Annotated in this window: 10 protein-coding genes; 3 read left to right on the top strand and 7 right to left on the bottom strand. The window is 60.7% G+C overall.

Translation table 11 applies throughout. From position 1 onward, the window contains the following. Window positions 1-344: 344 nt before the first annotated feature. The 3 genes from CKW37_RS31280 to CKW37_RS31270 are packed head-to-tail and all read left to right on the top strand — an operon-like array spanning window position 345 to window position 3557. Window positions 345-1490 (top strand): slipin family protein, encoded by a 1146-nt coding sequence (locus tag CKW37_RS31280; protein WP_095159967.1) that lies wholly within the window; start codon window positions 345-347, stop codon window positions 1488-1490. A gap of 32 nt (window positions 1491-1522) precedes the next feature. After that, window positions 1523-2743: an RtcB family protein gene (locus CKW37_RS31275; protein WP_095159966.1), complete on the top strand. Its 1221-nt coding sequence runs from the start codon at window positions 1523-1525 to the stop codon at window positions 2741-2743. A 13-nt stretch (window positions 2744-2756) separates the two neighbouring features. Beyond that, window positions 2757-3557: a nucleotidyltransferase domain-containing protein gene (locus CKW37_RS31270; RefSeq protein ID WP_095159965.1), complete on the top strand. Its 801-nt coding sequence runs from the start codon at window positions 2757-2759 to the stop codon at window positions 3555-3557. Window positions 3558-3622: 65 nt separating this feature from the next. Here CKW37_RS31270 and CKW37_RS31265 read toward each other — a convergent pair whose 3' ends face one another. From CKW37_RS31265 to CKW37_RS31235, 7 genes are all read right to left on the bottom strand, one after another. Then, window positions 3623-4414 (bottom strand): outer membrane protein OmpK, encoded by a 792-nt coding sequence (locus tag CKW37_RS31265; RefSeq protein WP_095159964.1) that lies wholly within the window; start codon window positions 4412-4414, stop codon window positions 3623-3625. A 249-nt stretch (window positions 4415-4663) separates the two neighbouring features. After that, a complete protein-coding gene (locus tag CKW37_RS31260) occupies window positions 4664-5629 on the bottom strand; it encodes a 2-oxoglutarate and iron-dependent oxygenase domain-containing protein (RefSeq protein WP_095159963.1) in 966 nt (321 codons plus the stop codon). Between the two features lie 223 nt (window positions 5630-5852). Then, window positions 5853-6935 carry a BMP family ABC transporter substrate-binding protein gene (locus CKW37_RS31255; RefSeq protein ID WP_095159962.1) on the bottom strand — a complete coding sequence of 361 codons (1083 nt, stop codon included), beginning with the start codon at window positions 6933-6935 and terminating at the stop codon, window positions 5853-5855. Window positions 6936-7108: 173 nt separating this feature from the next. Further along, window positions 7109-8035: an ABC transporter permease gene (locus CKW37_RS31250; RefSeq protein WP_095159961.1), complete on the bottom strand. Its 927-nt coding sequence runs from the start codon at window positions 8033-8035 to the stop codon at window positions 7109-7111. A 60-nt stretch (window positions 8036-8095) separates the two neighbouring features. Then, entirely contained in the window at window positions 8096-9196 is a 1101-nt protein-coding gene (locus tag CKW37_RS31245; RefSeq protein ID WP_095159960.1) for an ABC transporter permease, read from the bottom strand. A 12-nt stretch (window positions 9197-9208) separates the two neighbouring features. After that, window positions 9209-10744: an ABC transporter ATP-binding protein gene (locus CKW37_RS31240; protein WP_095159959.1), complete on the bottom strand. Its 1536-nt coding sequence runs from the start codon at window positions 10742-10744 to the stop codon at window positions 9209-9211. Window positions 10745-11440: 696 nt separating this feature from the next. After that, a complete protein-coding gene (locus CKW37_RS31235; protein WP_095159958.1) occupies window positions 11441-13528 on the bottom strand; it encodes an AIPR family protein in 2088 nt (695 codons plus the stop codon). Window positions 13529-13535 lie beyond the last annotated feature (7 nt).

Raw genomic sequence — 13535 nt, 5'->3', positions numbered from 1 at the left:
ATAGCTCAGTCGGTTAGAGCGGCCATCCCGGATGGCTTGTCGCGGGTTCGATTCCCGCTCGAACACTGCCCTGTTACGGCAGCTACTCATCACTGCACTACCGCCGGTGTGGCGCAGGGAAAAGCGTCGTCAGCCCACGTGGCCGGCAACGCCCGACCCGATGCCAACGCCGACCCGCCCGGTCCGCTGATCGGGCCCGCGACAGGACAGGCTTCGGCTGGAGGGTCCGGCCACAGGGACCGGATGTCCGTATGCCGCGTCTCTTGCGGGCTTCATCGGCGATACCCGGCGGGCCGGCGAGCACCGGCACCCTGGATGACGAAATCAGAGAAGGAAAACAGATTATGAAAATGTTCAAGCGCTTTACCGTGAAGAAGAACGAACGTGGCCTGCTGTACTCGGAAGGCGACTTTCTCGCCATCCTCGAGCCGGGCACCCACCGCCATTTCGACTTTCACAACCGCTTGAGCGTGGAGACGTTCAGCCTCAATGCGCCGCTGTTCGAGCACCGTCTGGCCGGTTACCTGCGTCAGTCCGAGCCGGCGCTGGTGGAGCAGTACTTCACCCGCATGGATGTCGGCAGCGACGAGGTCGGCCTGCGTTACGAAGAGGACTGGCTGGTGGAAATCCTCCCGCCCGGCAGCCGCCAGTTGTATTGGAAAGGCCAAGCCGGACAGCGTCTGGAACGGCAGGATTTCAGCCAGGATTACCGGCTGGATGCCGCGCTGGTGGCGCGGCTGAGCCAGTCGAACCTGCGGGGCCGGACCCTGGCAGGGTTGGACGCGGTGTTGATGGTGCAGGTGCCGGCGTATCAGGTCGGCGTGCTGAAAGTCGACGGCGTGGTGCTGGAACTGCTGCCCGCGGGGCAGTACGGTTTCTGGCGTTACAACCGTCAGGTCAGCGTGGAATTGATCGACACCCGGATTCAGGCGCTGGAAGTCAGCGGCCAGGAAATCCTCACCCGCGACAAGGTGAGCCTGCGCCTGAACCTGATCGCCAACTGGCGTTACGGCGATGTACTGACGGCTTTCTCGCAACTGAGCAAGCCGCAGGAACACCTGTACCGCGAGCTGCAATTCGGCCTGCGGGCGGCGGTGGGAACCCGTAGCCTCGATGAGTTGCTGGAGAACAAGCAACTGATCGACGAGGCGGTGAACGCCCACCTTGCGGCGCGGTTGGCGGACAGCGGGATCGAGGTCACCGGGTTGGGCGTGCGCGACATCATCTTGCCTGGCGAGATGAAGACCCTGCTGGCCCAGGTGGTGGAGGCGGAAAAGTCGGCCCAGGCCAACGTGATCCGCCGCCGCGAAGAAACCTCGGCGACCCGCTCGCTGTTGAACACGGCGAAGGTGATGGAAGACAACCCCGTCGCCCTGCGCCTCAAGGAGCTGGAAACCCTGGAGCGCGTGGCCGAGCGGATCGACCGGATTTCGGTGTTCGGCGGTCTGGATCAGGTATTGAATGGATTGGTAACGCTGAAGCAGGCCTGAGCCAGGCCTGCGGGCAATGACGGAACACGATGATGAAAGACGCAACCTATCAACTGCTGGAAGTCGCCAACGGCAAGCCGGTGAAAGCCTGGATCGAAGGCGTGCCGCTGGAGCCCGATGCGCGCCAGCAACTGCTGAACACGGCGCGCATGCCGTTTATCTTCAAACACATGGCGGTGATGCCGGACGTGCACCTGGGCAAGGGCTCGACCATTGGCAGCGTGATTCCCACCCAGGGCGCGATCATTCCCGCGGCGGTGGGCGTGGATATCGGCTGCGGCATGATCGCCGCGCGCACCTCGCTGGTGGCGGCGGACCTGCCGGATAACCTGTTCGGCCTGCGCAGCGCCATCGAGAAGGCCGTGCCCCACGGCAAGACCTTCGGGCGCCGCGACCAGGGCGCCTGGGAGCACGTGCCGAACGCGGCCGACCAGGCCTGGTCGGCGATGGCCGGGCGCTTCAAGGCGATCACCGACAAGTACCCGAAGCTGGAGAAGACCAACAACCGTGCGCACCTGGGCACGCTCGGCGGGGGCAACCACTTCATCGAGGTCTGCCTGGATGAAGTGAATCGAGTCTGGTTCATGCTGCACAGCGGTTCGCGTGGGGTCGGCAATGCCATCGGCAACCTGTTCATCGAGCTGGCCCAGGCGGATATGCGTCAGCACATCGCCAACTTGCCGGATCGCAGCCTGGCCTATTTCGAGGAAGGCAGCCGGCATTACGACGATTACGTCGAGGCGGTGGGTTGGGCCCAGGATTTCGCCCGGCAGAACCGCGAGCTGATGATGCAGGCGGTGATTGCTACGGCGCGGCAGGTGATCCGCAAACCGTTCGAGGCCAACCTCGAAGCGGTGAACTGTCACCACAACTATGTGCAGAAAGAGCAGCACTTCGGCGAAGAAATCCTGGTGACCCGCAAGGGCGCGGTGTCGGCGCAGAAGGGCCAGCTCGGGATCATTCCCGGCTCGATGGGGGCGAAGAGTTTCATCGTCCGCGGGCTGGGCAACGAAGAGGCGTTCTGCTCTTGCAGTCATGGCGCCGGTCGCACCATGAGCCGGACCCAGGCGAAGAAGCAGTTCACCGTCGAGGACCAGAAACGCGCCACCGCCCACGTCGAATGCCGCAAGGACAAGGACGTGATCGACGAGATTCCGATGGCCTACAAGGACATCGACGCGGTGATGCATGCCCAGCGTGAGCTGGTGGAAGTGGTGCACACGCTGCGGCAGGTGGTGTGTGTGAAGGGGTAGGGAGAACACTGCAATGAACAGAGACGAGCGACATCCATTGCCCGCCGCGATGCGCGAGCGGGTGCTGGAAGAACTGCGGCGGGTCGAGCGCGAGCAGCAGGTGCGTGTGTTGTATGCCTGCGAGTCCGGCAGCCGCGCCTGGGGCTTCGCGTCGCCGGACAGCGATTACGATGTGCGCTTCGTCTACGTGCACCGGTCGGACTGGTATCTGCGCGTGGAAGAGCCCCGCGATGTGCTGGAGCGTCCGCTGACCGACGAGCTCGACCTCAGTGGTTGGGAACTGCGCAAGGCCCTTCGCTTGCTGCGCAAGTCCAATCCGACCTTGCTGGAGTGGCTGGATTCGCCACTGGTCTATCGCCAGGACGAAGCCGCGAGCAGGCGCTTGCGCGAGCTGGCGCTGGAGTTCCATTCGCCGGCGGCGGTGCGGGCGCACTATCTGGCAATGGCGCGGAACAACTACCGCGCGTTTCTGCGCGGCGATGAAGTGCGCTACAAGAAGTACTTCTACGTCCTGCGACCGCTGTTGGCGGTGCGCTGGATAGACCAGGGACGGGGCGTGCCGCCGATGGTGTTTGAAGAGCTGCTGGCAGCAACCCTCGATGACCCGGTCCAGTGCGCGGAGATCAATGAACTGCTGCGCCTCAAGCGGCAGGTCGGAGAGGCCGCGTGTGGCCCGGTTCGCCCGGTGTTGCAGCATCTGGTGGAAACCGAGCTGCACCGAGCCGAGAGCATGAGCGCTCCGCGCACGTACACAGGAGACGTGTCGAAGCTGGATGCGTTTCTGCGGGAGTGCGTGAGCGCTACGGCTGTTTGATCGGAAAGGCACTGGTTTGCACCGGTGCCTTTTTGGTCTGTCCCAGGCTGCGGTTCACTGGAAGCTCAGAAGTGCGCCTTGACCAACAAGCTGATAGCGCTCTGGTTGGTGCCGCCGAGGATTTCCTCGCCCAGGTAGCTGTTGTCGCTGATCCCGTACTTGTCGCTCCAGTAGTCGTACTCCACGCCTACGTAGAACTTCTCGCCCCAGCCCATGGCCTTGGCCAGGTCGTACTTGATCTGCGGGTTGAAGTGGAAGTTGGCGTGGTAGCTCTTGTCGTTGTCGACGACCCAGTCGATGAAGCCGTCGATCACCACGTTGGAGTTGCCGACCGGCACGGTATAGCTCCACACCGGGGTGATCTGCCAGACGTTCTTGCCGTCGCGCTTGCCATCCGGGGTGCGCAGGTAGGTGTTGAGCTGGAAGTAATCGAAGCCGGGGATGTTCAGGTCGACCGCCGGGCCGATCAAATAGGCGTCGACATCGTCTTCGCCGAACTCGTAGGTCGCGGCGATCAGCACGTCCTTGATCGGGCCGAACGACAGGTTGGCGCCGCTGATCTTGCCGAGGGACAGGCGCGGGCTGATCTCGCCGTAGAAGCTGTGGCCGTCGCCCGCACCGTTGGTGGCTTCGGTGTTGTACTTGATGCCGTCGACGAAGACGAACAGGTCACCGAAGCTCCAGCCGCTTGCGTGTTCGAAGGTCACGGTCTGCTGCTTGGGCGGATCGACCTTGAAGTCGATGCCGTTGAGGTAAGTGAGGCTGTTGTCCTGCCACAGCAGAAGGTCGCCGGCCATGGCCTGACCGGTTGCCAGCAGACCGCTCGCCAGCAGCAGGGAAGTGGTGGTGCGAGTCATCGAAAGCTCCTGATTTTTGTGTTGTTCAAGCGTTGAACCTGTCGTGTTGGTCAGGCTTTTAATGAGAGAGCAAGAACGGCGCCAATTCCTGTCTTGCCGGACAGAATTGCGGTTTTTTCCGGTGTTTTTTCGTTATTGGCGGTGGGTGGGGCGATGGTGCTGTCACAACAGCGCGCAATGGCCTGGTTGCGCGCTATTGCTCAGGGCGGAGTTGCTTCAGGATGGCGCGTTGCTGCGCCATCGCGGGGCTCAGGCCTTGGTTTCCTCGCGGCGGTAGGCGTAGGTGTCGGCGAAGCGCGAGAGCATGTAGGCGCTGCAGGATACCGGCGGGTACTTGGGCGGGTTATCGCTGCCCGAGCAGTTGGGCAGGCAACTGATTTCGGTGTCCGGGTGCGGCTCGGCGAAGAACGGCATCGAGTAGCGGTCGACGCCCAGCGGGCTGATTACCCGGTGCGGGGTGGACATGTAACGGTCGTTGCTCCAGCGCGCCATCATGTCGCCAATGTTGACCACGTAGGTGCCTTCGATCGGCGGGGCGTCGATCCATTCGCCAGCCAGGTTCTGCACCTGCAAACCACCGGCATTGTCCTGATAGAGCAAGGTCACGCAGCCATAGTCGGTATGCGCGCCGGCGCCTTGCTGATCGGCGCTGCTGGCGGTTTGGCGCGGCGGGTAGTGGATCATGCGGAACACGCTGATCGGGTCGGCGAAGCGTTGGTCGAAGAAGTCCTCCTCGATGCCCAGTGCCTCGGCCATGGCGCGCAGCAGGGTCAGCGACAGTTCGTGCATGTCCTGGTAGTGCTGCTGCAACAGCGCTTCCCAGCCGGGAATGTCGGGGTGACGGTTCGGGCCGCGCAGCGGCTTTTCCGCGAGCACGTCGGGATGCTCGGCGCTCAGGTGGAACCCCATGTCGAAGGTTTCCTTGAGATCGCTCGGCCGGCTTGGGTCGAGTTGCTCGGTGGCAATGGCGCCGTAGCCACGGTGGTGAGCGCTGCGGGTGATGTCGATACGCAGTTTTTCTTCCGCCGGGCGGGCGAAGAAATCTACCGCGGCGGCGTTCAGTTCGGCGATGCGCGTGGCCGGGATCGGGTGCCCCTTGATGTAGTAGAAACCCCATTGGCGACAGGCGGCGTCGATCTGCCGGGCCACGGTCTCGCGGGCGGCGGGGTCGTCCTGGTACAGCGGGGCGATATCGATGATCGGCAGGGTGTTCATGGTTGGCTCCAAGAAGTGCGGACCCCGGTGTCGGTGGGCGGGTCCGTGGTGCTGCGAGTCTTCTCGTACCCATGCAGCGAAAAGATCGGCGGGGCCGATCTTGTGCGCGGTTCTCCGGTAGGAGGGACGGCGACACAGCCTTGAGGCGGCGCGCGATGGGCGCGGCGCGGTTATGAAACGGACGGGAGCGACTGGCGCTCCCGTCCGGCGTTTACAGCGGTACTTACTTCGGCAGTTGCGCGGTGATGCCTTTGACGTAGTAGTTCATGCCCGCCAGTTCGGCGTTGCTGGCCACGGCGCCCTCGGCGATCTTGACCGCGCCGCTCTGGTCCATGATCGGGCCGGTGAACGGGTGGAACGAGCCATCCTTGATGCTGGCGATGATCTGCTCGGCTTCGCTTTTCACGTCAGCCGGGACCAGGTCGCTGATCGGCAGCTCGACCGTGCCTTCAGCCAAGCCGCCCCAGTAATCCTGGGATTTCCAGGTGCCGTCGATGACCGCCTGGGTGCTCTTGATGTAGTGCGGGCCCCAGTTGTTGACGATGGAGGTCAGCACGGCTTTCGGCCCGAAGTGCGCCATGTCCGAGGCGTAGCCCACGGCATAGACACCACGGCGCTCGGCGGTCTGGATCGGTGCCGGGCTGTCGGTGTGCTGGAAGACCACGTCGACGCCCTGGTCGATCAGCGCGTTGGCGGCGTCGGCTTCCTTGCCCGGATCGAACCAGGAGTTGACCCACACCACCTTGATTTCGGTGCCGGGGTTGTACTTGTCCAGGGCCAGCTGGATGGCGTTGATATCGCGCAGCACTTCCGGGATCGGGAAGGAGGCGACGTAGCCGATCTTCTTGCTCTTGGTCATCTTCGCGGCGAGGAAGCCACCGACGTAACGGCCCTCGTAGGACGTCGCCAGGTAGGTGCCGAGGTTCTTGTCCTGCTTGTAGCCGGTGGCGTGTTCGAAGGTCACTTTCGGGAACTGCTTGGCGACCTTGGCGGTGGGGTTCATGTAGCCGAACGAGGTGGCGAACACCAGGTCGTAGCCGCCCTTGGCCATGTTGCGGATCACCCGCTCGGCGTCGGCGCCTTCCGGCACGTTCTCGACGAAGCTGGTGTCGACCTTGTCGCCGAACTGCTTGATCAGCGCCTGGCGGCCCTGCTCGTGCTGATAGGTCCAGCCGTGGTCGCCGATGGGGCCGATGTAGACGAAGCCGACCTTCAATGGATCAGCGGCGGAGGCGGACAGCGCGGTGCTCAGGCCGATCGCGGCGGCGAGGGTGCGCAGCAGGTTTTTGCTTTTCTTCTGATGCATCTGGGGTTGGCTCCTGTAGGTCTTTTATAGTGGCCGTGTCGGGCTTTTCCCTTACTGCAAAAAGCTGACCAAGCGGGCAAAAACCGGGTTTTTGCGGGGTGTGGCGGTTGGGGTGTAGCGGATCGGTTCTGGGATGGTGCGTGATGCTTTTCAGGTCGCCTTTTGCTGGTGCATCAGTGCCCCGCCTTCCACGGCTGCCCAAGGGAAACCGGCGCATACAGCCGGGTCTTGATCGCATCCCGCGACAGCACCACCAACACCAGGATGGTCGCCACATACGGCAGCATCGCCAGCAGGTTGGCCGGGAAGCTCACGCCGATTCCCTGGGCCACCAGATGAAGAATGCTGGCCAGGCCGAACAGGTACGCGCCGAGCAGCACGCGGAACACCCGCCAACTGGCGAACACCACCAGTGCCAAGGCAATCCAGCCGCGTCCGGCGGTCATGTTTTCCGCCCACATCGGTGTGTAGGCCAGCGACAGGTAACCACCGGCCAGACCGGCCATGGCCCCACCGAACAACACCGCCAGGGTCCGCACCCGCAGCACCGGCAGGCCCATGGCGCTGGCGGCGTCGGGGTTTTCGCCGACAGCCTGGAGGATCAGGCCGATGCGGCTTTTCAGCAGCACCCAAGCGATCAGTCCGAACAGGACGAAGGACAGGTAAACCAGCACATCCTGGTTGAACAGCATGTGGCCGATGATCGGCAGGTCGGACAGCAGCGGGATGGCCACCGGCTCGAAGCCGGTCAGCGGCTTGCCGACCCACGCCGCACCGACGAAGGACGACAGGCCGACGCCGAAGATGGTCAGCGCCAGGCCAGTGGCCACCTGATTGGCCTGGCAACCGAGCGCCACCAGCGCGAACAGCGACGACAGCAGCATGCCGGCCACGCAGGCCATCAGCACGCCGAGCCACAGGTTGCCGGTGGCGAAGGCGGCGATGAACCCAACCACCGCGCCGAACAGCATCATGCCTTCCTGGCCGAGGTTGAGAACGCCGCTCTTCTCGCACACCAGTTCGCCGAGGGCGACCAGCAGCAGGGGAGTGCCGCAGCGCACCATGGCGTAGAGGATGTTGCCAAACAGATCGAGATCCATAGTCGAAGCCTCAGGCTGCGCGCAGGCAGCGGCAGCCAAGCGAAAGAGTGAGTGGGGGCGTCAGGCGCTGGCCGTTTCAGCGAGCGCGGCGCGGCGACGGCGATTCAGCTTCAGCCGTGGCGTGTAGAGGATCAGCACATCGCAGGCGAGCAGGTAGAACAGCATCATTCCCTGGAACAGCCCGGTCAGTGATTGCGGCAGGTTGAGGGTCATCTGCGCGTTCTCGCCGCCGAGGTAGAGCAGCGCCATCAGCAGGCCCGCAGCGAGGATGCCGAACGGATTGAGGCGACCGAGAAACGCCACGGTAATCGCCGCGTAGCCGTAGCCGGGCGACACCTGCGGCACCAGTTGGCCGATAGGCCCGGTGACTTCGCTGACCCCGGCCAGACCCGCCAGGCCGCCGCTGATCAGCAGGGCCAGCCACACCAGACGCTTCTCGCGGAAACCGACGAAACCGGCAGCGCGCTGGTCCAGGCCCAGCACCTTGATCTGGAAGCCGAGGAAGCTCTTGTGCAGCAGTACCCACACCGCGACCAGCGCCAACAGCACGAAGTACAGGCCGATGTGCACGCGGCCGTCTTCGAACAGTGCCGGCAGGCGGCTGGCGTCACCGAACATCGCCGACTGCGGGAAGCTGAAACCGTCGGGGTCCTTGAGCGGGCCGTGAACGAAGAACAGCAACAGGTTCAGGGCGATGTAGTTGAGCATGATGGTGGTGAGGATTTCGTTGGCGTTGAACCGCGTGCGCAGCCAGGCCGCGAGCCCGCCCCATAAGGCGCCGGCGAGGCTGCCGGCGGCAATCACCCAGATCAGCGCCCAGCGGCTTTGCCAATCGATGAGGTGGATGGCCAGCGCGCTGCCGGCCAGTGCGCCCATCAGCAACTGGCCTTCAGCGCCGATGTTCCAGATGCGCGCCTGATACGCCACGGCCAGACCGAAGGCGCAGAGCAGGATCGGCAGCGCCTTGAGCAGCAGTTCGGAGATGCCGTAGAAATCGCTGATCGGCTCGATCAGCAGGGTGTGGAAAGTCTGCAGCGGGTCATGACCCAGCGCGGCGAACAGGATCGCCCCGCTGATCAGGGTCAGCAGCCCGGCGAGCAACGGCGAAAGCAGAAGCATGGCGCGCGACTGCTGGGTACGGGGTTCGAGGGATAACAGCATGGTCGGTTCTCGTCAGGCAGCGTCTTGCGGGGCATCGAACTGGCCGGCCATCCAGCCGCCGACCTCCACGGGATGGGTGTCGGCGGTGGCCTTCAGCGGCGACAGGCGCCCGCTGCACAGGGCGCCGATCCGGTCGCTGATCTGGAACAGTTCATCGAGGTCTTCCGAGATCACCAGGATCGCCGCCCCGGCGTCGCGCAGGGCGATCAGCGCGCGGTGGATCGCGGCGGCGGCCCCCACGTCGACGCCCCAGGTCGGGTGCGCGGCGACCAGCAACTTGGGGTTCTGCAGGATCTCGCGACCGAGGATGAATTTCTGCAGATTGCCGCCGGACAGGCTGCGTGCTGCGGTGTGGGCGTCCGGGGTTTTCACCGCGAAGCGCTGGATGATCTCTTCGGCCAGCGCCAGCACCTTGCCCGAGCGGATCAGGCCACGGCTGACCAGTCCCTGCTGGAAGGCGGTAAGCAGGGCGTTGTCGGCCAGGCTCATGTCCGGCACAGCGCCGTGACCGAGGCGTTCGGCGGGAACGAACGCCAGGCCCAGGGCGCGGCGGGCGTCCGGGTACAAGTTGGCCATCGGCTGATTGTCGAGGGTGACGCGTTCGCGCTCACCGGCGGACAGCCGCGTCTCGCCGCTGAGCAGCGCGAGCAATTCGTCCTGGCCATTGCCGGCGACCCCGGCGATACCGACGATCTCGCCGCTGCGCACTTCCAGGCGCAGGTGCTCGAAGGACGTGCCGAACGGATCCTTGTTGCGCCAGCTCAGGTCGTCCACCCGCAGGCGCGGTAGGCCGCCGGCGGTCTTCGCGTAACTGGCCTCCAGCCCCTCCGCGTCGCCGACCATCAGCCGCGCCAGTTCCAGGTCACTGCAACGGGCCGGCACGCAGTCGCCTGATACCCGGCCGCCGCGCAACACCGTGGCGCTGTGGCACAGCGCGCGGACTTCGCCGAGCTTGTGGCTGATGAACAGAATGCTGCAGCCCTCGGCGGCGAGGGCGCGCAGGGTGATGAACAGCTCATCGACCTCCTGCGGAGTCAGTACCGAGGTGGGCTCGTCGAGGATCAACAGCTTGATCTCCTGCATCAGGCAACGAACGATTTCCACCCGCTGGCGCTCGCCAATCGACAGGCTGTGCACCAGTCGTTCAGGCTCCAGCCCCATGCCGTAGCGCTGCGACACCTCGCGGATGCGCGGCGCCAGTTGCTTCGGCGTTCCGGCTTCGCGGCCCAGCGCCAGGGCGATGTTCTCCGCCACGGTCAGCGTCTCGAACAGCGAAAAATGCTGGAACACCATGCCGATGCCGAGACCACGGGCTTGTGCCGGGTCGCGCACCTGAACCGGCTGGCCCTCCCACAGCACCTCGCCGGAATCCGGAGCGGTAACGCCGTAGATGATCTTCATCAGCGTGCTCTTGCCGGCGCCGTTCTCGCCAAGCAAGGCATGGATTTCACCGGCGTCGATACGCAGATCGATGCGGTCGTTGGCCAGCGTGCCGGGGTAGCGCTTGGTGATGGCACGCAACTCCAGGCGCAGGGGGGATTCGGACATGGGACTGCTCGGTGGTGATTGTTTTGAACAGCTTCAAAGCAAAAACATGGCCAAGTGGTCAGATTATTTGCTGGGGCCCGTGTCAGAGGGCTTCGGGGAGGGGTGTCAGAAGATTCTTGCGTGACGGGGTAGGGCGGGTGTGTGGTTTTGGGGCGCGGGGGAGCGCCAATCTGGTGCGGGGCGGGGGGGCGGCGAGGCTGTCGCGTGAAGCGTTTTGCACAGGTACAAAAAAGGCACTTTGCGAGATTCGCGAAGTGCCTGATTTGTTTAGCGTTTGGTGGGCCGGGGTAAGTTGAACGGGGCGGGTAAGCCATTGATTAATAATACTATTTCCAGTAATCATTTTGTGCTGGAATACTGATTGGAATGCCGAGGGTATAGCTTTCCTACTCGATTAACCGCTGAGGCAAATTTATTCCAGCTGTATGAAATGATGCGTAGCACGCTAATTAATCTTGAATGCTAGTGAATTGCCTCATCGGATTTACCTGCTGCATGCACGATGCGACTGCGCGTCCCCTATGTCCTGGTACACGAACGGTGTTCGCCAGTGGGGCTTCGACCCTCTTAGGGGGGGGATAAAATTCCGTGGTAATCAAAAAATAGCAGAGCATATTTTCAGATATATATGGATTTAAGCGGGGTTAGATAAAAAGGTAAAAGCAGTAGATCGCCACTTTTACCTTTTTGCTTTATTTAAAGGGCAAGATAGCCATCTTTGATTAGTTCTCCACGTAGCTTCCAAAGCTCGATGCATTGGCGTTCTGTAGGGAGCTTGTGTGGTATTTGCGCGGCGATTTTTAACAGATTTATCTGTCGAGGCGAAAGCTTTTCTTTTTTAACTCCCCAGTTTAAAAGTCGAGTCCATTCAGCGCCAGGTAAGTCAACGACCATGATCTGAATTTGAATGCTGTCATCAGTCTTTTGTGTCGATTTGGATTTTTTACCTTCCTCGACAGATTGGCGTACTTCTTGGAGGAATTCTTCGGCGTTTGAAACTAAGCTTATTTTTGTATCCTTCACCTGCTCCCAACACGCCTGCATTTTTGCCCATTCAGTAACGTTGTCTTTAGGTCTGTCAGGATCGGTTAGCACATGGAAGACTTTTTCTGAAATTATGGACAACTGTTCGCATAGCGATTGCTGGACAGCTTGTGAGTCCCAAATGGTTCTAAAGTTAAGCTGTTTGCCAAGTGCATCTTCAGATATTAAGTTGTGCAGCTTAGCGATTGAGTACGTGACAATGTTTGCTCGGTACCCTCCTTGGTACCACGGCTGCTGACTGACCAAGGCTTCTGTTTTTCTGAAGATTATAGCTAAAGAAACTATCTTGCGGAAATATTCTTCATTATAGATCTTGCCATCCGATGTCCATGACTTGGAGATGGTGTCGGCGAAGAATATGAAGTTTTTCTGAGCACCCATGCTTACTCTATGAGGCTGCTCCCGCCAGCTGTTCTCATATTTTGCAACATCAGTCTTTGTGAAGAGCTGACTTTTTGGGTTTTGCATTAAGAAATGATTTTTCTGGGCAGTCGATAGTTTTGCTTGCTCATTTAGATATTGGCCACGAGCTCTCTCATAGAACCAGTGTGTACCATACTGAGCACCGCCGCTTGGTGAGGTAAACAACCTACGGGAAAACTCTTGAAGTCGAATGTGGAACGGATGGTTGGAGAAAAAGTCTGCGTCGCTTACCTTGTTTTGGCTATTCGCGTAACGTGCGATTTCTGGAGTTAACTCACCTGCTTTTTCTGGAGGCAAAACCGAAAGCTTCATTTGCACCATAACTTTCGAGAGGTCCAGACATTCTTTGCGGGCAGCACCCCCTCTCTTCGCAAACGCTAATGATGCAGTGGTTTGTCCACCATTCACGATTTGCAGGTTAACGGCGCTTCGAATGCGCACCCCGCCCGCATCTTCTTCAAGTTCAACATTTTCAGCAGTAGCTGCAATTCCATTGTTGAAGGCGAAGAACATCTCAGGCTGATTGCGTATAGTGTTTTGAATGGCTGCGTTAACTTTTCCTTTAGTGCTGAGAAAGGTTCGAACGTTCCCTTCAAGCAATCTGCTGCCGTACATGTCGTATATGTCTGCCAAGGTATCTCCAGGAATCATACAGAGATAGGCGCTATAGTCCCCTTGGGACTCGGCTGCAGCAAGACATTTCAGTCCACTGCTTCCAATTGAGGAGAAATCAACCACAAGATCGTCCCGTCCTGTAGCTGATATATAAGCTGAATGGAATCTTCCGATATCCCAGATATGAAACTCGACTGGGGTTCCTCTCACTTGCTCTTCAGGCCAGCCTTTTTGGCGGGTTTTCAGCATGGCGTCGCTGACGAAATAGAAGCGATATTTAGTTATCTTTGAATGCCAATCCATTAGGTCACATGCAAAACCATGCCCTGGTTGGCTTTCGTCCACACTACCGTCAGTCAAATTCCCGTCCAATGCTTCCTCTAGGAAGGCGCGCAAATCACCAAATGCAGCCTTGACATCGGAAGTAACGAATGAGGTAACTTCATCTTCATTGAAGAAATCAGCGACTAGTAACGCCATCGAATTGTCTGCTTCATCAAATGCGTAGCCGTCGATGCGAAGCTTTTTGCGTTTTCCGTTAACACCTTCAAATCTACAAACTTCAAAGGATAGAAGCTCTTCAGCCTCTATGAGTCTATCTCCGCAGTCCTCCACAAAAGCAGTGCGGATAAAGTCGCGTGAAGACTCCGCTTTTGAACGAACGGCCTCTATAAAATCTTTATGGAAAGTATCAAGATCCATATGAACT

The sequence above is a fragment of the Pseudomonas sp. Irchel 3E13 genome (assembly GCF_900187455.1).
GTDB lineage: Bacteria > Pseudomonadota > Gammaproteobacteria > Pseudomonadales > Pseudomonadaceae > Aquipseudomonas.
This window is presented reverse-complemented; position numbering and strand designations above follow the sequence as displayed.

Bases quoted from the DNA above. Each gene is read 5' to 3' on its own strand.
- CKW37_RS31250 (WP_095159961.1), bottom strand. From the start codon at position 8,035: ATGGATCTCGATCTGTTTGGCAACATCCTCTACGCCATGGTGCGCTGC.
- CKW37_RS31245 (WP_095159960.1), bottom strand. From the start codon at position 9,196: ATGCTGTTATCCCTCGAACCCCGTACCCAGCAGTCGCGCGCCATGCTT.
- CKW37_RS31235 (WP_095159958.1), bottom strand. From the start codon at position 13,528: ATGGATCTTGATACTTTCCATAAAGATTTTATAGAGGCCGTTCGTTCA.
- CKW37_RS31275 (WP_095159966.1), top strand. From the start codon at position 1,523: ATGAAAGACGCAACCTATCAACTGCTGGAAGTCGCCAACGGCAAGCCG.
- CKW37_RS31240 (WP_095159959.1), bottom strand. From the start codon at position 10,744: ATGTCCGAATCCCCCCTGCGCCTGGAGTTGCGTGCCATCACCAAGCGC.
- CKW37_RS31270 (WP_095159965.1), top strand. From the start codon at position 2,757: ATGAACAGAGACGAGCGACATCCATTGCCCGCCGCGATGCGCGAGCGG.
- CKW37_RS31265 (WP_095159964.1), bottom strand. From the start codon at position 4,414: ATGACTCGCACCACCACTTCCCTGCTGCTGGCGAGCGGTCTGCTGGCA.
- CKW37_RS31280 (WP_095159967.1), top strand. From the start codon at position 345: ATGAAAATGTTCAAGCGCTTTACCGTGAAGAAGAACGAACGTGGCCTG.
- CKW37_RS31255 (WP_095159962.1), bottom strand. From the start codon at position 6,935: ATGCATCAGAAGAAAAGCAAAAACCTGCTGCGCACCCTCGCCGCCGCG.
- CKW37_RS31260 (WP_095159963.1), bottom strand. From the start codon at position 5,629: ATGAACACCCTGCCGATCATCGATATCGCCCCGCTGTACCAGGACGAC.